At 64.8% G+C, this 19,667-nt stretch carries 12 protein-coding genes; 7 read left to right on the top strand and 5 right to left on the bottom strand.

Going from position 1 to position 19,667, the window contains the following annotated elements:
* Positions 1-96: 96 nt before the first annotated feature.
* Positions 97-3,912: a cadherin-like beta sandwich domain-containing protein gene (locus tag ACOOHB_RS03335; protein WP_420443401.1), complete on the bottom strand. Its 3,816-nt coding sequence runs from the start codon at positions 3,910-3,912 to the stop codon at positions 97-99.
* A gap of 451 nt (positions 3,913-4,363) precedes the next feature.
* A complete protein-coding gene (gene rapZ / locus ACOOHB_RS03330; RefSeq protein ID WP_420443400.1) occupies positions 4,364-5,278 on the bottom strand; it encodes an RNase adapter RapZ in 915 nt (304 codons plus the stop codon).
* 185 nt (positions 5,279-5,463) lie between these two features.
* Here rapZ and ACOOHB_RS03325 point away from each other — a divergent pair, with 185 nt between their 5' ends.
* Positions 5,464-6,798 (top strand): DUF222 domain-containing protein, encoded by a 1,335-nt coding sequence (locus ACOOHB_RS03325; RefSeq protein WP_420443399.1) that lies wholly within the window; start codon positions 5,464-5,466, stop codon positions 6,796-6,798.
* Between the two features lie 286 nt (positions 6,799-7,084).
* On the opposite strand, the gene uvrC is transcribed toward ACOOHB_RS03325, so the two are convergent.
* Positions 7,085-8,977, bottom strand: a complete 1,893-nt coding sequence (uvrC, locus tag ACOOHB_RS03320) for an excinuclease ABC subunit UvrC (protein WP_420443398.1) — start codon at positions 8,975-8,977, stop codon at positions 7,085-7,087.
* A 194-nt stretch (positions 8,978-9,171) separates the two neighbouring features.
* Between uvrC and ACOOHB_RS03315 the strand changes: the two genes are divergently transcribed.
* From ACOOHB_RS03315 to ACOOHB_RS03295, 5 genes are all read left to right on the top strand, one after another.
* On the top strand, positions 9,172-9,507 hold the full coding sequence (locus ACOOHB_RS03315; protein ID WP_420443397.1) for an STAS domain-containing protein: 336 nt from the start codon (positions 9,172-9,174) through the stop codon (positions 9,505-9,507).
* Between the two features lie 8 nt (positions 9,508-9,515).
* Complete coding sequence (locus ACOOHB_RS03310; RefSeq protein ID WP_420443396.1) at positions 9,516-10,691, top strand: PP2C family protein-serine/threonine phosphatase; 1,176 nt, start codon at positions 9,516-9,518, stop codon at positions 10,689-10,691.
* Between the two features lie 88 nt (positions 10,692-10,779).
* A complete protein-coding gene (locus ACOOHB_RS03305; RefSeq protein ID WP_420443395.1) occupies positions 10,780-11,208 on the top strand; it encodes an ATP-binding protein in 429 nt (142 codons plus the stop codon).
* Positions 11,201-12,517 carry an ABC transporter substrate-binding protein gene (locus tag ACOOHB_RS03300; protein ID WP_420443394.1) on the top strand — a complete coding sequence of 439 codons (1,317 nt, stop codon included), beginning with the start codon at positions 11,201-11,203 and terminating at the stop codon, positions 12,515-12,517. Before ACOOHB_RS03305 ends, ACOOHB_RS03300 begins: the two co-directional genes overlap by 8 nt.
* On the top strand, positions 12,514-14,838 hold the full coding sequence (locus tag ACOOHB_RS03295) for a sensor histidine kinase (RefSeq protein WP_420443393.1): 2,325 nt from the start codon (positions 12,514-12,516) through the stop codon (positions 14,836-14,838). Before ACOOHB_RS03300 ends, ACOOHB_RS03295 begins: the two co-directional genes overlap by 4 nt.
* 14 nt (positions 14,839-14,852) lie before the next feature.
* On the opposite strand, the gene ACOOHB_RS03290 is transcribed toward ACOOHB_RS03295, so the two are convergent.
* Together ACOOHB_RS03290 and uvrA are read right to left on the bottom strand one after the other, a co-directional pair.
* Positions 14,853-15,431, bottom strand: a complete 579-nt coding sequence (locus ACOOHB_RS03290; protein WP_420443392.1) for a carboxymuconolactone decarboxylase family protein — start codon at positions 15,429-15,431, stop codon at positions 14,853-14,855.
* A 30-nt stretch (positions 15,432-15,461) separates the two neighbouring features.
* Positions 15,462-18,314 carry an excinuclease ABC subunit UvrA gene (uvrA, locus tag ACOOHB_RS03285; protein WP_420443391.1) on the bottom strand — a complete coding sequence of 951 codons (2,853 nt, stop codon included), beginning with the start codon at positions 18,312-18,314 and terminating at the stop codon, positions 15,462-15,464.
* 211 nt (positions 18,315-18,525) lie between these two features.
* Here uvrA and ACOOHB_RS03280 point away from each other — a divergent pair, with 211 nt between their 5' ends.
* Positions 18,526-19,617 carry an S-(hydroxymethyl)mycothiol dehydrogenase gene (locus ACOOHB_RS03280; protein ID WP_420443390.1) on the top strand — a complete coding sequence of 364 codons (1,092 nt, stop codon included), beginning with the start codon at positions 18,526-18,528 and terminating at the stop codon, positions 19,615-19,617.
* The last annotated feature ends 50 nt before the right edge of the window (positions 19,618-19,667 follow it).

Here is a 19,667-nt window from a genome sequence, read left to right as displayed (position 1 = left end):
GTCTAGCGGACGCATGGTCGCAAGCGGCGTTTTCCTCGACGGCGTCCGCCTGCGTGCCGTTGGCTGAACATCTTGTACCCGCAGCGGTGGTGCCACCTACTGGAATACTGGATCCATGTCGCCGTAGTTGTTCTGAGGCTGAAAGACGCGGACGTAGTCGATCAAGATTCCCGGTTGCGCACTGCGGCCGTTTGTCGACGTTGCTTGGCTGTTTCCGATGTAGATGGACGCCGGGACATGGGAGATCCCTGCTTGCTCAAGAACCGAATTAGGGTCGCCCGGAATCAGGAACTCGAAGAACTTGTCGCGTTCGCTGCCTTCGTAGGCCACGTTGCGTCCATTCCACTGGACCGTGCCGTCGCTCCGTCTCCACTGAATTGGGTAGTACCCAATACCGATGTTCTCTTTTCTTGTGATCTCCCAATCGTCGTGGAAATCCGCGATTTTCAAGAAGCTTCTGTAGCCACGCGGTGTCCACTCCAGTCCGATCGTCATCGTCACCGGCGTATTCTCAAGAAACTCGCTGTCGCAATCGCCAGCGACTGCACGGCCAGTGTCCAGTTGGTAGATCCGCGGCAATGTCTTGTTACCGGCGTAGCAGAAAAGTATGTTTCTGTGGGTGACGATGGGCTGAAGCTCTGGAACAAAATAGCGCGCGAACCAATTCCGATACTGGTGGGCGTGGATGGTTGCCCCGCTGCGACCGGGCAAGAATTCGAAAAGGTCGATTTCCGTGCTGTGGGTGGTCGTCAGCTGCTCGATGTTGTCGACAACGATTCCGTAGCGTTCATGATGATGGAGCCGGTCCCTGGTGGCGTTGCCGAGATAGACGGCTAGGTTTGTCCAGTAACCGTGGGCTGCCAGCCTGGGAATCGTTATTTTCGCTTCCAAATAGCCGTACTTGAATCGTACGTTTCCCTGGGTATCGAGTGTCGCAGTGCTCTTGGTCGACGAATTCCCGATTTCGGTCCGCGCCGAGGCGCATTCTTCGAAAGCTGTCATATAGAAATTGCCGTCAGTGAAGTGCTGGCAGGGCGACACATTCTCACCGTCGGTCTTGCACGGTGCCGCGCCGATACTCCATATCGCTGGGTCCAGCTCGTCATCGTCATTGCAGTGTTCGAACTCTTCGCTGAATACCAACCGGTAGTTGTCGCTTGGCTGCACCAGGTTAGGGAGCTCGTCGAGATATTCCTGTGTGGTTTCCAGCGATTGCGGCAGCAGCTCTCCCAGGAAGAGGCAGTTGTATCGCTCTAAATTCAGCTCGGGAAAAACGTCGCAGTCCGCCGCCTCGGCAGGCGGTTCGATATACACATCGCGGTGGATTTTCAACCCGGAGTCGGTGTCTTCAGCAGACAGCTCGATCTGATGGCGCGGAAAGTCCGAAAGGAAGAAGTTCATGGAGCGCTTATGGCTGTATTTCCCGTCGATGTACATATGGAGCTGGCCGCTGGCAGGCAGCACGCCGACGCCGACGGTATGGCAGCCGTCATCGGTGGCCGGGTTCTGGAATTTCGACTCACGGTGGCAGAACTTGTATTGGTGCACCTCTTTGTCGGGTTCGGCTTCCACCTTGAACCGGAGATCTGACGGCTCAACATGGGCGACATCGAGCCCGACGACGTCAAAGTAGAAGTGGCGTCGACGGTCCGGCGCTCCGGTGTAGGTCCAATCCAGATCGATGTCGCCGCTGCCGGAGTGCCACAGCAGGGATCTGGGAAACAGCTCGTGTGCTTCTTTGGTGAAGTGAATCAACGGCCTGCTGCTGGTCGCAGATTCTTGCTGCCCGCTATTGGGACCCGAGCCGTCGACTGCATCGTTTGCTGGGTCGTCGTGGCCGGTGCCGGCGGCCGGGTTGATGGTGATCGGGATCTTGTTCGCGACCAGCTCGGCGAGTCCGGTGGCATCGCTGAGTGCCAGGGCCGCATACAAGACCTGCGACGTTTCAATGGCGGTGCCGTCGTCGATGCTGAGGCTCACGTCGCGTTCGGCGCCTGCGGCTGCCGTTCCTTGCGGGTCGAATCTCTCGTAGTGGAACACCCGGTAGTCGCCCGTGGCAGTGCGCGGCAGCAACTCGCCGTATCCGTAGTTGTAGTTGTCCAGGTCCGCCACCGGATCGTCGGACAGCCGAATCCCTGCGGTCTGATCGGGGTCGACACGCGTCAGTGCCGCGGCATGCTCGTCGAACGAGCTGTTCAGGATCGCCACAACCGGCCACTCGTTGGCGGCATCGGCCGTGTTGGCCAACACACAGGTGTGCTCGGCGGTGGCTGCGCTGAGCGAGCGCGGACAGCTCAACGTGAACCCGTCGACACTGACCACAGAGTTGCCAGCGCCGCTGTTGTCCGCCCGCACCACATCAAGCCCATAGGTGCGGTTGCTGCCGTCCTCGGCGGTCACGACAACCGAGACCGGGTTCGAGCCCACGGCCAAGCCCACCGCGACACCGCCAGGTGCGTCGGGCTGGCCCCCTACCGTCGCCGATGCGGTGGGATGGGTCGGCGTGGGCGACACGACCACCTCGACGACCTCATGGCCGACGTCGACCCGGTGGGCATCTGTGGTCACCGGCGCACTCCCCATCAGGTCCTCGGCGGACCCCAGTGCTCGCACCTGCAGGCTCTCCAGGGTCCCGTCGCTGCTCTTGGCATCGCTCTGGGGAACGGAGAACTGCACGCTGTTGGACAACAGTCCCGCGATGTTGTTGGTCCCGTTGTCCCACACGCCGATTGCGAAGAACTCCTCGGGCTCCCAATCGCTGTCGTCCACCGCGTGCACCGCAAACGTCTTCTCATCGAAGGGGTTGGCCAAGCCGGACCAGTCCAACCAGGAATACCCGATCAGATGCTCGCCGACCCACACGTTGCCAAGCTGCGCCGTCGCATCGGGCAGGACCCCGAACTCGACATCTGCGGTCGAGCCCGCAACCAGCGCCCGCTGGGCGTCCTGTGAGCTGTGCAACAGCGCGACCAGCGGCCACGCCGCCGCTTCTGTTCCCGCGTTTACCAACTGGCACAGCACCGACCCGCCCTCGGCCACGCTGCGGGCCTCGCACTTCAACTCGAAGTCGTCCAGCCAGGCCACCGGGTCGTAATCAGCAGCAGGATCGGTGACATCGGAGAGTTCGGCGACAGGCAACTCCACGCTGGAGGCAACCAAGGCGCCGATGTCCCGCTGGGCTTTGCGGGATGGGTCCGGATAGCCGTGGTTCTCGGGCGCATATCCCACACTCAGCCACACGGCCTCTTCGCCCTCGACGATCTCATCCGCCGCGACATCGATGGAGAACTGCACAGGACTCGACACGGCCTTGTAACCGTTCCAATACGCCAGCACGTACTCCACCCGCTCGCCGGCTACCTCGTCCTCGCCCCGAGCGAAGCGCGGCAATTGCGTCACTGTGCCGATGGCCACATCGGCGTCGGTACCGCGCAGCGACACGCTGCCGCCTAGGTCCGGTCGGCTCAACAGCGCCACCGCAGGCCAATGCGGTTCGCCGGCGCCGTCATAGGCCAGCGTGCAGTTCAGGGCGGCGCCCTCAGCGAGCCCATCCGCGTCGCAGTCCAGTTCGAACGTGCCGTTGCCTGCATCGCCGTCACGCGCCACCGGCACGATGGAGGCCTCGACGTAGTCCCCGACTTGCCAACCCATGTCGCCCGTTGTCCAGATGTATGCCGTCACAATGAGACCCGTTCTCACCTCGGCATCCGTCGAGGTCAACTCCAACGACCCCAGGCGAAGCACCACGTCTTCCGGAAAAGCCCTCGAGACGCTCAGCTGTACCTTGCCGTCGTCGGTCGCGAACAGCGCCCCGATGTTGTACTGCCTTTGGTTCCAGATGAAGCTGTTGGAGCTGGTCTCCCCCAAGCTTCCGAACGCGCTCCATCCCGCGTGGACATCCAGCCTGCCCACGCTCAGGGTTCCCCGCCAGACCGCCGGGTCCTCGGCGAGGTGTATCGACAGCCCTGCTCCGTTCCCGTCCGTGTCCCCGTCCTCGCCGAGTTCCCCCTCCAGGCCTTTGTCCGTGTCGACCGAGGCTGCGCGGTCCGCTCTCTCAATGCCGCTATAGCTCGATGCCGCGATCCCCCCCCCCCCCCCCGGGGTTCACGAGCACGCCTGCAAGCGCTAGCACAGCAGCCCCAGCCAACCGCCAGCGCGGTCTCGGATACGGCCGGGCATGCGAGTGCGCTTCAGAATCCATCCACATCTCACGGTTGCGTCGCATGGGCTAATGCCCCTCCCGATCCTCAGGCCCCTCAACGACGGACAGGCGCTGCGAGACGAAGTCAGACATGATGTCAACACATTATTTCATGCGTTTGACACATATAACGCATCGCCTGAAGCTTCTGTTCGAGGACGCTCAGCGGGCGATGTCGCGGTGGCGGCAGTGGAGATCGTGGCCCTCGTCGGCCAGCAGGCGGGTGACTTCCTCGGCAATGGCCACGCTGCGGTGCCGACCGCCCGTGCAGCCCAGCGCAATCGTCAGGTACGACTTGCCCTCGGTGCGATAGGACGGCAGCAGCGCATCGAGCAGCGGCATGAGGTGCTCCAAGAAGGTGCCGGTCGCCGGTTGGCCGAGCACCCACTCGCGCACCCCGGGATGGAGCCCGGTGTAGGGCCTCAGTTCGGGCACCCAGTGCGGATTCGGCAGGAACCGGCAGTCGAACACCAGGTCGGCTTCTCTTGGCACGCCGTGCTTGTACCCGAACGACATGACCGCCGTTCGCATCTGAGGATCGTCGCCAGGGGTCCCGAACTCGTCGCGCACCCGGTCGCGCAGGTCATGAACGTTCAGATCGCCCGTGTCGATGACCACATCGGCGGTCTCGCGCACGTCGGCAAGCAATTCGCGCTCGAGCTCGATGGCGTCGACGACCGAGTCGGCGACCGGCTCCGCGCCAGACGGGTTCTCCGGAGGGGTTACGGCGGGAAGATCGCCGGTGTGCAGCGGATGGCGGCGCCGGGTGTCGTCGTAGCGCCGTACCAGCACGTCGGTGGGCGCATCGAGGTACACGACTCGCACCGACGCGTTGCGCTCGCGCAGCTGCGTGACTGCTGTGACCAAATCTTCCCGGTATTCCCGGGTGCCTGCCACCAGCGCCACGCGGCGCAGGCGGGCACCGGGACGGGCCACCATGTCGGCGACATCGCCGATGAGATGCGGCGGCAGGTTGTCGATGACGAACCAGCCGACGTCCTCGAGCGCATTCGCCGCCGTGGAGCGGCCCGCGCCTGACAGGCCAGCCACGATGACGAACTCTGGCCCCTCAGCCACCGCGCCGATCGTATTGGGTCGATCGTGTCGGATCGATGGTCTGGGGCTGGTCGTCGTGGGCTGATCGTCTGCGGCTGCGGGTACCGGTGCGCCGCCGGCGATGGCGAGCGGGCGTCGCTGCTGCGCTTATGGGCTGTTTCGGGGCGTTCTTATACTTGTCACAGCCCCTCAGTACGGTTGTTCGTATGTTGAAGGAATCGGCGGACGTGCTGGAGTCGCAGGTCGGTGCCACTGCCTCGGTGCTGGAGGTTGCCTCCGGCGCTCAGGTGCCGTCGGGCGGGTTGTGCCTCGCCCGGTTGAGTCGCCCCGAGCTTGCTTCGCTTGGTGTTGCGGCGTTGACCGAGGTGCTGGGCGGCGTCGAGCGTCATGTGAATCAGGTGGCGGGCTACCGCGTCGAGGTGCTGGCTGGGCTGGATGCGGCGGGTGTAGCCGAGGGGCTGCGGGGCGCGTCGTCTCGGGAGGCGGTGCGCGACGCGACCGGCGTGTCGGATCGGTCCGCACGTGAGCTGTGCCGGGTTGCGGCGAAGGCTCAGCGGTGCGAGCCGGTCATGGAGGCGTTGGCCGGGGGCGACATCAACACCGAGCAGGCCGAGTCGCTGTGCGATGCCCGAGTGCCCGACGAGGTGCGTCACCAGCTGATCGCAGAGGCTGTGTCCGAGGGCACCGACCAGACCAAGCGCCGTGTGCGAGCCGCCGAGGCCGAGCACCGTTCCGAAACCGCCGAGCAGCGGTTCGCCCGACAACGAGCCAAGCGTCGGGCGCAGTGGGGCACCGACGACGACGGGATGCTGCGCATCGGCGCGCTGCTCGATCCCGAGATCGCTGCACGGGCCGGAGCGGCGCTGTCGGCGATCTCCCAGGCGATGTGGCGTGACGACAAGCACCTGGGGGTGGGGCGCCGCACCCCCGCCCAGCGAGACGCCGACGCGCTGGCGTACCTGCTGTGCGGCGTGACCCTCAGCGAAGCCGATGCCAAAGCAATAGCCAAGCTCATTGGCCAGCCCCCCGGGGAGGCGAATGGGAAGGCGTCGCCGCAAGGGCCAGCGGGAGCGGCGCATGCGGCTTTCGGGTCGGCGCGGCCTGACGTGCAGGTGCAGGTCTTGATCGAGTACGAGGCGCTGCGCGGCCAAACCGATGCAGCGGGCACTACTGACGCTGGAACAGAGTTGGCGCCCGAGATCGTCCGCAAGCTGGCATGCGACGCCGAGATCATCCCGATCATGCTCAACGGCCCCGGCGGCAGCGCCGATATCGGCCGTGCACGACGGACGGTGTCGGCTCGATTGCGGCGGGCACTGATCGCACGCGACCGGCATTGCGTGTGGCCAGGCTGCAAGGCCCCGCCGTCACGCTGCGACGCGCATCACATCTGGCACTGGACGCACGGGGGGCCGACCAATCTGGCGAACCTCGCCCTGCTGTGCCACGCACACCACCACGACCTGCACACGCAACAACTCATGATCGAGCGCAACCCCGACGGCACCTGGACAACCAGCCGCCAACCCAGAGCCCCCTAACCACCACCCGCCGCCGGCACTGCGGAGAGATCAGGCGATGTCGGCGGCTGACTTGGGGTGACTGAGCCAGCGGGGGACTGCACCGCTTGATGATGAATTCAAGGGAGGGGGTCCGCCTGCTGGAAAGTCCGTCTGTTGAGGGGCGAGGGTGTCCAAGTTCAGGAAGCGAATACGCAGCTCGAACTTGGAGGAAGGGTTCAACCATGGCCCCGCGCTGGCTGGTTGTCTTGGATTGCTGTCGTGCAGAGCACTGGTTCACCTTGGGGCTCGGGCAGCGCAGGCTGCCTCAGGAACCGGCCAACGCATCGGTGGGCTGGGTTGTGGCGGCGGGATGGGTGGCGGCGTAGACCGACTCCGCAACGGCGTCCGGCAGCCAGCTCAGGGACTGCAGTTCTTCCTCGGTAGCCGACTTGACTGCACCGACGCTGCCGAACTCACGCACCAGGCGCGCCCGTCGCTTGTCTCCTAGGCCCGTGATCCCGTCGAGCACCCCGCGCTTCATCGCCTTGCCCCGCAGCCGCCGGTGATACGACACGGCGAACCGGTGGCTCTCGTCGCGCACCCGCTGAAGCAGGTACAGCGCCTCGGACTGGCGAGGGATCCGCAACGCCTCGGACCGGCCCGGTACGAACACCTCTTCGAATTGCTTGGCCAGCGCACACACCGGGATCTGCTCCCGCAACCCCAACTCGTCGAGCACCGCCGTCGCAACGCCGAGCTGCCCCTTGCCGCCGTCCACCACCAGCAACTGGGGCGGATACGCGAACCGCCCCTGCTCGGGCGCCGGCAGCTCCCGCTCGGTCAAGTAGTTCCGCAACCGGCGGCGCAGCACCTCGTCCATGGCGGCATAGTCGTCATTGCCCGCAACGTTGCGAACGCGGAAGTGGCGGTATTCGCTGCGACGGGGCAGGCCGTCTTCCAGAACCACCATCGAGCCGACGTAGTTCGTGCCCTGCAGGTGGCTCATGTCGTAGCACTCGATGCGCAACGGCGGCCGCGGCAGATCCAAGTGCTCCGCCAGCTCGTTCAGCGCTCGGGCGCGGCTGTTGTGGTCGGTTCCACGGCGCAAGCGGTGCCGCGAGAGCGACTCGCGAGCGTTGTGCCGTGCGGTCTCCATCAACGCTCGCTTGTCGCCCCGCTGCGGGATGCGCACGGCAACCCGAGATCCCCGCTGCCCGCTCAGCCATTCCTCGTAGAGGCCTACCTCCGCGGGGACCTCAGGCACCAGCACCAGCTTCGGCCAGCCGAGCGGATTCTCGTCGTGATACAGCTGCTCTAGCACCCGCGCCACCAACCGCGGACCGTCGAGTTCTTCCACCTTGTCCACCACAAAGCCCCGCTGGCCCATCACCCGCCCCTTGCGCACAAAAAACAGCTGCACGGCTGCTTCGAGCTCGTCGTCGCTGATGCCGATGACATCGAAGTCCTCGTTGCGGGTCCCGGCGATCTGCTGCTTCTCGATCGCCCGACGAACGCTGGCAAGACGGTCCCGCAGGCGAGCGGCCAGTTCGAACTCGAGTTCCACCGAGGCGTCGGCCATGCGCTGTTCGAGGTCGTTGACGATGGCGTCGGTGTCGCCTTCCAGGAAGCGAACCAAATCCCGGACAAGCCGGTCGTAGGCATCCCGCCCGATCTCGCCCACACACGGTCCGGCACACTGCTCGATGTGGTACAGCAGGCAAGGACGACCGAGCCGCTGATGGGTTGCCAGCTTGCTGTCGCTGCACGTGCGGATCGGGAAGGTTCGCAAGAGCAGGTCGAGTGTTTCCCGGATGGCGTACGCATGGCCATACGGTCCGAAGTACCGATTGCCACGCTTGCGACGCCCACGCATGACCATCGCTCGAGGCCACTCGTCCAGCAGTGTCACCGCCAGGAACGGATACGACTTGTCGTCCCGCAGCCGGACATTGAACCTCGGTTGATGCCGCTGGATGAGGCTGTACTCGAGCATGAGCGCCTCGACCTCGGTGGACACCTCGATCCACTCGACCGAAGCGGCCGTCGCAACCATCTGGGCGGTGCGATGATGCAGCCCCCTGGGATCACCGAAATAGCTGTTCAGGCGCGAGCGCAGGCTCTTCGCCTTGCCCACGTAAATGATCCGCCCGTCCGCGTCCAAGAACTGGTAGCTCCCCGGCACATCCGGTACCGATCCCCCCTCAGGACGCAGGCCCACACTCGCAGGCTAAGAGACCGGACGCACAGAAAGCCCCACGCATCCATGAAGCACACTGATAGGTGGATACCGCGGGGCGTGTAGTAAGTTGCGCCGACGTAAGGCCAAGTCTTGGCGCACCTGCCTTGGCGGGCCCCGGGGTTGGCAGGATGCGGTCATTCCGCATCTCGTAGCTGCGCAGGAGGCTGCACAATATGGAACTCGCACAGGAGCGGGACGCAGGCAAAAACGTGATCAGTCCCGCGGGCCGGGTGGATGGATCGAATTCCGCCGAATTCCACGAGGCGCTGATGGCAGCTCTCTCGGGCGATGACAACCGCGTCATCCTCGACATGGGCGGCATCGACTACATCAGCAGTGCTGGCCTGCGTGTGCTGCTGCTGATCGCACAGCATCTCGGCACCAGTTCGACGCCATTTGCCGTTTGCTCCCTCGCAGCCTCGGTCGACGAAGTGTTCCGGATCAGCGGTTTCAATCAGATCATCACGGTGTACGGGACGCTCGACGAGGCGACGGCGCAACTGGCGTAGTCACGCCCATGTCCAAGGCCTGGCGCATCCTCGTCGTTGACGACGAGCCTGATCTTGAACCGCTCGTCCTGCAGCGGATGAGAAGGCACATTCGCAGTGGCAAGTACGAGTTTGTGTTCGCGGGCAACGGCCTGGAGGCGCTGGAGAAGCTGCGGGCTGACGACACCATCGACCTGGTGCTGTCGGACATCAACATGCCCCAGATGGACGGGCTGACCCTGCTGTCGCAGCTTGGCTCGATCGATCACGACCTGCGAGCAGTGATCATCTCCGCCTACGGCGATATGGGCAACATCCGCACTGCCATGAATCGCGGTGCCTTCGACTTCGTCACGAAGCCCGTCGACTTCGACGACCTGCAAATCACGATCGAGCGCACCGTCGAGCACCTCCGGCAATGGCGAGAGGCCACCGCATCACGCGACAAGCTCGTCACGCTCCAGAACGAGCTCGACATCGCTTCGAACGTGCAGCAATCGATCCTGCCCGTCGACTTCCCTTCGACGTCGGCGTATGAGATCAACGCCAACATGGTGCCGGCTCGCAACATCGGCGGCGACTTCTACGACTACGTCGCTGTGCCGACTGACCGGATGTTCGCAACGGTCGCCGACGTGTCCGACAAGGGCATCCCAGCAGCGCTGTTCATGATGTCGAGCAGGACAGCCCTCAAGGGCGCTGCCATCGGCACCGGCTCGCCGCGGGAAGCACTGATCGAAGCGAACCGTGTCCTGCAAGCGGACAACCCCACCTTCATGTTCGTGACCGTCATCATCGCGGTCTACGACCCCAATAACGGCGAGGTGGTATACGCCAGTGCGGGGCACGACCCGCCAGTCGTCGTCCATGCTGATGGCAGTGCGCATCAGATGCCCGCAACCGGCGGCATCGCCTTGGGCATCGCCCCTGAAGCGGTCTTTGCGAAGAACCTGACAGAGAACAAGATGACACTCGCGCCCGGCGAGACCCTCGTCCTGTACACCGACGGCGTCAGCGAGGCGATGAGCGTTGACCAAGAAGAGTTCGGCCTCCAACGACTCCTGCAGATCTTCGCCGGCAAACCGCCCCAGAACGCCAAGGAAGCAATGACCGCGATCTTCGACGCGGTAGCGGAATTTGCCGGCGAAGCTCCCGCCTCGGACGACATCACGTGCTTGGCTCTGCACCGGAGCGCCTCGGCATGAGTGGCGCACTCGGCCTTGCCAGGGTTCCGACTGACTTGCTCTTGGGCGCAGCCATGCGCCGGGGAGCCCCCAACACGGAGCACCGCCCATGCGACGTTCGTTGAACATCACCCCCGTGCCAGGCGCCGCGGCAGCAGAGGCGCTCCCACGAATCGTCGCGTTCGTGGAGGAAATGGCCGAGCTGGACGACTGGGCGCCGGATCTCATCCTGAGATCCAATCTCATCCTCGAAGAACTCATCTTGAACACGCTCACGCACGGGCGAACCAGCGGCCTCAGCGACATCGAGATCACGTTGGAGAGCGGCGTGAACTCGGTCACGATCACTATCGTCGACGACGGCGCAGCGTTCGATCCTTTGACCGACGAGCCATCGCCCGACACCGAATTGCCCCTGCAGGAGCGGTCGATCGGCGGTCTAGGTCTGCACCTGGTGCGCACCATGGCGGAAGATCTCGCATACAAGCACGCCGAGGGCAAGAACCACCTGACGCTGGTCGCCCGGGCTGGTGCCTGACAGAACGCCGCCGCGCCTGCGACTGTCGTCGCGACAGCGCGCCGGCGCCTCGGCGGCGGTCCTTGCAATCGGCGTCGCCGCGCTGCTCGGCGCTTGCAATGGATCGGATACCGGCGCCGGGGATGATGGCGGGGGTTCCGGTGACGCGATTGCGACGCCGGCTCGCCCAACCGTTCCGGAGACACCGAACATCGAGACCGGCGTGTACGACGATCGGGTGGTATTCGGCCAATCGGCCGCGCTGAGCGGACCTGCCGAAGAACTCGGCCATGGAATGGAACTCGGGATCCTGGCGGCGTTCAATGAGGCCAACGGGGCCGGCGGCGTGAACGGGCGCCTCCTCGAACTCGTGTCGCTCGACGACGCCTACGAGCCCGAAGCAGCCATCGCCAACACACGCGAGCTCATCGAGAACAAGGGGGTGTTCGCCCTGATCGGCGCCGTGGGGACGCCGACGTCCCGTTCAGCCACCCCTGTGGCTGCTGCGGCCGATGTGCCGTATGTGGCGCCGTTCACCGGGGCCGGATTCCTGCGGAACGACGACTGGACGAACATCATCAACCTCCGTGCCTCCTACGCCCAGGAGACCGAGGAGATGGTGGAACGGCTGACGGTGGACCTGGGTCTCGAACGAATCGCCGTGCTCTTCCAGGACGACTCGTTCGGTCGGGCTGGTTACTTCGGCGCCCTCGCCGCTTTGGACCGGCGTGGCATGGAGCCCGTCGCAATCGGCTTCTATCCCAGAAACACCACAGCCATCAAGTCCGCTCTGCTGGACTTGAGGTCAGGCAATCCCGAGGCCGTGATCATGGTTGGCGCATACGGACCTGTAGGCACCCTCATCACCTGGGCGCGAAACACCGGGTTCGACCCCGTGTTCATCACGCTCTCGTTCGTCGGTGCGAATGCACTCGCAAACCAGCTCGGTGCCGACGGTGAAGGCGTGCTCGTCACCCAAGTCGTGCCGTTCCCGTTCGACGAATCCACGCCGGTCGTGGCCGCCTATCTGGCCGCCTTGGGTCAGCAGGACCCCGATGCGGTACCCGGCTTCGTGTCGCTCGAGGGCTACATCGCAGGAAGGCTCGCGATCGCAGGATTGGAGCAATGCGGCAGCTCGGTGAACCGCGAGTGCTTCCTGGACGCCATCTTGGGCGCCGACGAACTCGACATCGACGGCTTCACGCTGAACTTCGGTGACGGCGAGAGCGTCACCGAAGACAACCAGGGCTCCGACGCCGTGTTCGTCACCCAGATCGGCCCTGACGGCTTCTACCGCTCCCTCGACACGTTGACGAGCACAGATCAATGACCGACGCAGCAACCACCGAAGAGACAACCCCGGACAACGGCGCCGCCGAGCCGGACGCGGCCGCCCAGACCGACGGGTCTGCTGTCGACGTACAGCCTCTCGCCACATCCGGCGACGGATCCGGGGGCACCAACGGCGTACATGAACACCGCAAGCCCGCAATTCATCACCGCATCTCGACCCAGATGTACGCGGGCATCGCTGCCCCGCTGTTGTTGACGCTGGCCGCCAGCGTCGTCGCCTGGATCTCGTTCACCCGTGTCGGTGAAGCGGAGGAAGAGGTCACCGATGGAGCCATCCCGGAGCTGAGCGCAGCGTTCGGCGTTGCCGAGTCCAGCAACCGCCTCGTGGCGGGCGGCCCGCGGCTGGCGTCCTCGACGCCCGAGGGCTTTTCGATAGTGGTGGGTGAGATCACAGCTGCGCAAGGCGAGTTCGAGACGCAGCTGGACTTGCTGTGGCAGCGCGGCACCGGCTCGATGTGGCTCGGTGAGATGCGTGGATTCGCCGCGCAGCTCAGTTCGAATATTGACGCCATCGAGTCCGAGATGCCCGAGTACTTCACGCTCGGGCGGCAGGCAGATGAGCTCAGGGTTGAGGCCGATGCGGCCGTGCGAGACCTTGAGCGCCAGATCGTGCCGGCGCTCGACGACCAACTCTTCTATCTGGTCGCCGGTCAACGGGATCTGGACACACCGGCCGTGCCCGAGGCCATTCACAGGTCCGACGAGGAAGTGCGGCTGTACCGCCATTGGTCCGCAGTGGGCGGCGACGTGGCCCAGTCGGCGGAACTGCTGGCCAGCGCGTTCAGCGCGTCCCAGTCGGCGTTGATCGAGCCGCTGCGAGAGAGCTTCGAGTCGGCGAGGGATCGAATTGAGATCAGCGTCGCCACCCTCGACGACGTAGCCGGCACCGAACTGCGACCAGCGGTTGACCGCCTGTTCACTCTGGGACTCGACGACGGCAGCGTCTTCGACGTCATGGCACGGCGCTTGCAGATCGAAGAATCCCAGCGCCGTCTGCTGGCCGAGAACCAGGACCTGGGAGTGGCGCTGGTCAGCGAGATCGAGTCGCTCGTCGGCGCCGTGCAGACCGATGTCGATTCGGCCACTGACGCCTCGGCACAGGCCGTGAGCACGGGGCGCCTGCTGCTGATCGTCATCAGCATTGTCGGTATTCTCGGCGCGCTGCTCATCAGCTGGCTGTTTGTCGGCAAGAGAATCCTGCGGCGCGTCGGCCAGCTGTCTAACCGCATGAGGGCCCTGGCCGGCGGCGACCTCGAAACCCCCGTCGACACGAGGGGCAGGGACGAAGTGGCCGAGATGGCAGACGCGCTCGAGCAGTTCCGCGAGGCCGCTCTCGAGGTGCAGCGGCTCAACCTCGTCGAAGAGCTCGCCAACCAGCTGAGCGAGCGCAACGAGCAGCTGTCCCAGACACTTGCCGACCTCGACCGTGCCCAGGACCAGATCGTGGCGAACGAGAAGTTGGCAGCCCTCGGCGAGGTGACCGCTGGCGTCGCTCACGAAATCCGGAACCCGCTGAACTTCGTAAAGAACTTCGCCGAGTCGTCCGACGAGCTTCTCGAAGAACTGCTCGAGGCGATCGCCGACCCGGAGCCGGCCGACGACCAAGCCAACTACATCACCGAGATCACGGGCGACCTCAAGCAGAACCTGAATCGCATCCGCTCACACGGCGAACGGGCCAATCGCATCGTAGAAAGCATGCTCATGATGGGTCGGGGCGGCGGCGAGTCACGCCCCGTGGAGATCAATGCGCTGCTCGACGAGCACGCCATGCTCTCGTACCACAGCGCCAGGGCACAAGATTCCGATTTCAATGTGACCATCGAGCGGGACTTCGACCCCGATGTGGGCGAGTTGCAGGTCATTCCGCAGGACATGGGCCGCGTGTTCCTGAACCTGGTCACCAACGCCGGCTACGCCGCGAACCAGCGGTGGCGGGAGCTCGGCGGCGAACCAGGCAAGATGGTCACGATGGGCGACGGCGACGACACGCCCTACTTCCCGACCATCTGGCTCAGCACCCGCCGGACTGACGAGTCGGCGGTGATCTCCGTACGCGACAACGGCACCGGCATCCCGCCCGATGTCGCGCAGCGGATCTTTGAACCGTTCTTCACCACCAAGCCCACCAACGAGGGCACGGGGCTGGGACTGGCGATGTCAAACGACATCGTGCGAGGTCACGGCGGTCAGATCACGGTGGACAGCGAGCCGGGCGAGTACACCGAGTTCACCGTGGAATTGCCGCTCGAGCCGGTGGAGCGGTCCGAGGCAGAGGACGCCGCCGCGGCGACCTGATCCAAGCGAACCGATCAGCTCTCGTCCGGGAAGGGATCTTCCCACTCGGGCGGCAGCGGGATCTCGAAGGCATTCAGCGTCAGCGAGATCAAACAGTAATAGCCCACCGTCGTCACGAGTTCGATGACGCCCTCGGCGCCGAATGCGGCGACGGCGTCGGCGTAGGTCTCGTCGCTCATGCGATGCAACTCGAGCAATTCAGCCGCTACCCGGTGCGCGATGGCTTCTTGCCCGGTGAACTCTGCTGGCCTGCGGTCTCGAAGCGCATCGAGGTGGCGCTGATCGATGCCCGCTGTGCGAGCCAGGCGCTCATGTGCGGCGAATTCAAACTTCGACTGGTAGTGCGCCCCAACCGTGCAGATCGCCGCTTCCTTGACCGTCTCGGGGAGTCCGCCTGCGAACCGGACTGCGGCACCCAGTGCCTGGGTCGGTCCTCCGATGGCAGGTGCTCGCACCCAGACGCCATAGGGGCCCACGATGCTCTTGACAGACAGATCAGCGGTCGCCGAGCTGCGCGGACCGCTGCGCAAGGCCTCGTACACCTCGCGCCCGCCTCCGGTCAGCTCTTCGGGGGTGATCTCGGGCAGTCTCATCTGCTCGCTCCTTCGCTCACGATGACTCGTTCAGCCGACCAGCGGCGCCAGATACCGACCGGTATGAGATTCCGGTGTCGCCGCCACCTGTTCGGGGGTTCCCGCCGCGACGACAGTGCCGCCGCCGATGCCGCCCTCGGGTCCCATGTCGATGATCCAGTCGGCGGTCTTGATGACGTCGAGATTGTGCTCGATGACCACGACGGTGTTTCCGCCAATGACCAACCGATCGAGCACGCCCAACAGCCGCCGGATGTCCTCGAAGTGCAGACCGGTGGTGGGTTCGTCAAGGATGTAAATGGTGTGACCTGTGGAGCGCTTCGACAGCTCGCTGGCCAGCTTGACCCGCTGCGCCTCGCCCCCTGACAGCGTCGTTGCGGGCTGGCCCAACCGGATGTAGCCCAGGCCCACGTCGACGATCGTCTGCATGTGACGCCGGATCGGCGGTTGCGCCGAAAAGAACTCAAGAGCGTCCTCGCACGACATGTTCAACACGTCGGCAATCGTCATGCCCTTGAATCGGATCTCGAGCGTTTCGCGGTTGTAGCGAGCGCCCTTGCACACCTCGCACGGCACGTACACATCGGGCAGGAAGTGCATCTCGATCTTGATGTTCCCGTCACCCGAGCAGGCCTCGCAACGGCCGCCCTTGACGTTGAAGCTGAATCGGCCCGGCAGGTAGCCCCTCACCTTCGCCTCGTTCGTGGCGGCGTACAGCTTGCGGATGTGGTCGAAGACGCCGGTGTAGGTGGCGGGATTGGACCGAGGTGTGCGTCCGATCGGCGACTGGTCGATGTCGATGACTTTGTCGAGGGCTTCCACGCCTTCGATCGAGGTATGCAAGCCGGGCACCTGCCGGGACAAATAGATCCGCTGCATCAGCGACTTGTAGAGGATCTCGTTCACCAGCGTGCTCTTGCCGGAACCCGACACACCGGTCACGCAGACGAAACAACCCAGCGGGAACTCCACGTCGATCTTGCGCAGGTTGTGTTCTCGTGCACCGCGCACCAACAAGCGGTCGGTGCCGCGAGGGCGGCGCTGCGACGGCATCGGGATCTCCCGGACACCTGAGAGGTACTCCCCCGTCACGGAGCCCGGCGCGCTGCTCAGGCCGTCCACCGGCCCGCTGTAGATGATCTGGCCACCGTGCTCGCCGGCTCCGGGGCCGATGTCGACCACCCAGTCCGCGACCGAGATCGTTTCGAGATCGTGCTCCACGACCAGCACGGTGTTGCCGAGATCGCGCAGATGCAGCAACGTGTCGATCAGGCGGCGGTTGTCGCGCTGGTGCAGTCCGATGGACGGTTCGTCCAGGACGTAGAGCACGCCTTCGAGTCCGCTGCCTATCTGGCTTGCCAGCCGGATGCGTTGGGCCTCGCCACCGGCCAGCGTCGCCGCCGAACGGTTGAGCGTGAGGTAGTCGAGGCCCACATCGAGCAGGAAGTTCAGCCGGGCGTCGATCTCCTTGATGATCGGTGCCGCAATGAGGCGCTGGCGATCGGTGAGTTCGAGGCCGTCAATGATCTTCGCCGCCACGCCAATGGAGGCGGAGCACAGCTCGAAGATGTTTCGACCGGCGACGCGTACTGCCAGCGACACCTCGTTGAGCCGTGCGCCGTCACAGGTTCCGCATGGAACCTCGCGCATGTATCCCTCGATGCGATTGCGCGACCAATCGCTTTCGGTATCCGCGTGGCGGCGGCGCAGGAACGGGATGACGCCCTCGTAACGAGTCGTGTAGCTGCGTGAACGGCCATACCGGTTGCGATAGCGAACCGTGATCTGCTCGCCGGACGGTGCACCTTCGAGCAGCAGCTTGCGCTGACCCGCTTCAAGCTGGGACCACGGCACGTCAAGGGGGATGCTGTGCTGTTCGCCGACCGCTTCGAGCAGCCGGATGAACCACTTCCCAGTGGCGCCAGCCCACGGGGCGAGCGCTCCGGCGGCAACCGACAGCTCGTTGTTCGGAACGACCAGCTCGGGATCGACTTCATATCGAGTGCCGAGGCCGTCGCACGTATCGCAGGCGCCGTACGGGGAGTTGAACGAGAAATTGCGCGGCGCCAGTTCATCGAACGAGCGGCCGCTGGTCGGCGAGTACAGGTGCTGGCTGAAAGTCAGAATCTCCGATTCGGCTGTCTCGCCGTTTCCGGACGGGACCATGTGGATCCACACGTGACCGTCTGCCAGGCCCAGCGCTGCCTCCACAGACTCGGTCAGGCGCTGCTCGATCTCGCTGCGCATCACGAGCCTGTCGACGATGACCTCGATGTCGTGGTTGACGTAGCGGTCCAGGCGCTCGATCTCGTCGGCATCGCCGAGGTCCAGCACTTCGCCGTCCACCCGCACCCGTGCGTAGCCCTGCCGTGCAAAGTCGCCCAGCTGCGTGTGGTAATCGCCCTTGCGCCCGCGCACCACCGGAGCGAGCACCTCGAAACGGCTGCCGGGGGCCAGCTCCATGATCCGGTCGACGATCTGCTGCGCTGTCTGGCGCTCGACGATCTCGCCTGTCTGCGGATCGTGCTGAACGCCGATGCGGGCATACAGCAACCGCAGATAGTCGAACACCTCGGTGATCGTGCCCACCGTCGAACGCGGGTTGCGGCTGGCGCTCTTCTGATCGATGGAGATGGCCGGCGAGAGACCTTCGAGGAAGTCCACGTCGGGCTTGTCCATCTGCCCAAGGAACTGCCGCGCGTAGGCCGACAGCGACTCGACGTAGCGCCGCTGGCCCTCGGCGTAGATGGTGTCGAAGGCGAGGGACGATTTTCCGCTGCCCGACAATCCGGTGAAGACGATCATGCGGTTGCGGGGCAACTCCACGTCCACGTTGCGCAGGTTGTGCTCCCGCGCGCCGCGGACGATCAGTCGCTCACCCATGCAGGGCGATCCTACCTGTGCCTCCTGTTGTCTCCCCGGACACAAACAGAAGTTCGTCGGGCGCCACGCCAACGCCTTGAACGTTGCCTCAATCGGCAGAACTAGGGTCGCGATCGCCAACGTGCACCGGGTGGCGGCGCCCACGAGGCGCGGCCGGAGACCTGACACCAACCACCTAAGACAACCATCCAAGAACGAACTGGGGGCGGTCATGCCATACGAAGTACGAGGAGTCGTGGCGAAGGCTGTAGGCGAGCCGGTCAGCGTCGAGACCATCACGGTTCCCGACCCCGGTCCTGGCGAGGTGATCGTCGACGTGCAGGCGTGCGGCGTGTGCCACACAGACCTGCACTACCGCGAGGGAGCCATCAATGACGAGTTCCCGTTCCTGCTCGGGCACGAGGCGGCGGGCGTCATCTCGGAGGTCGGCGCCGATGTCACCAACGTCACCGTCGGCGACTTCGTGGTCCTCAACTGGCGAGCGGTCTGCGGCAACTGCCGGTCATGCAACCGGGGCCGCCCCTGGTACTGCTTCGCAACGCACAACGCATCGCAGAAGATGACGCTCGACGGCGTCGAACTCTCGCCGGCGCTGGGCATTGGAGCATTCGCCGAGAAGACCCTGGTGGCAGCAGGGCAGGCCACCAAGGTGGACCCCGCCGCCCCGCCCGAGGTGGCCGGACTCATCGGCTGCGGGGTGATGGCCGGCTTGGGTGCAGCGATGAACACCGGCGGCGTCGGTCGCGGCGACAGCGTGGCCGTCTTCGGCTGCGGTGGCGTCGGCGACGCAGCGATCTGCGGTGCACGGCTCGCTGGAGCGCACACGATCATCGGCATCGACATCGACGACCGCAAGCTGGAATGGGCCAGCGAGTTCGGCGCCACCCACACCATCAACTCTTCGGGCATGAGCAACGACGAAGTCGTCGAAGCAATCCGTGATTTGACCGAGGGCAACGGCGTGGATGTTGCCATAGAGGCAATCGGACTGCCCCAGACCTACGAGCAGGCCTTCTATGCCCGCGACCTGGCGGGGACCGTTGTGCTGGTCGGCGTGCCGAATCCCACCATGAAGATCGAGCTGCCGATGATCGAGGTGTTCGGCCGAGGCGGAACGCTGAAGAGCTCGTGGTACGGCGACTGCCTGCCGAGCCGGGACTTCCCGATGCTCATCGACCTGCACCTGCAAGATCGGCTGCCGCTCGACAAGTTTGTCAGCGAGACGATCGGCATCGAGGGCGTCGAGGAGGCGTTCGAGAAAATGGAGCACGGCGAGGTATTGCGCTCTGTCGTCGTCCTGTAGCCCGACCTACTGTCGCCCGTTGTGGAGGGCGGTGGAGCCCTCTGCTCCGG

It is taken from the genome of Candidatus Poriferisodalis sp., assembly GCF_965215815.1.
Classification (GTDB): Bacteria; Actinomycetota; Acidimicrobiia; order Acidimicrobiales; family Poriferisodalaceae; genus Poriferisodalis.
Note: the sequence above shows the minus strand (reverse complement) of the source record. Positions and strands in the feature narration are given on the sequence as shown.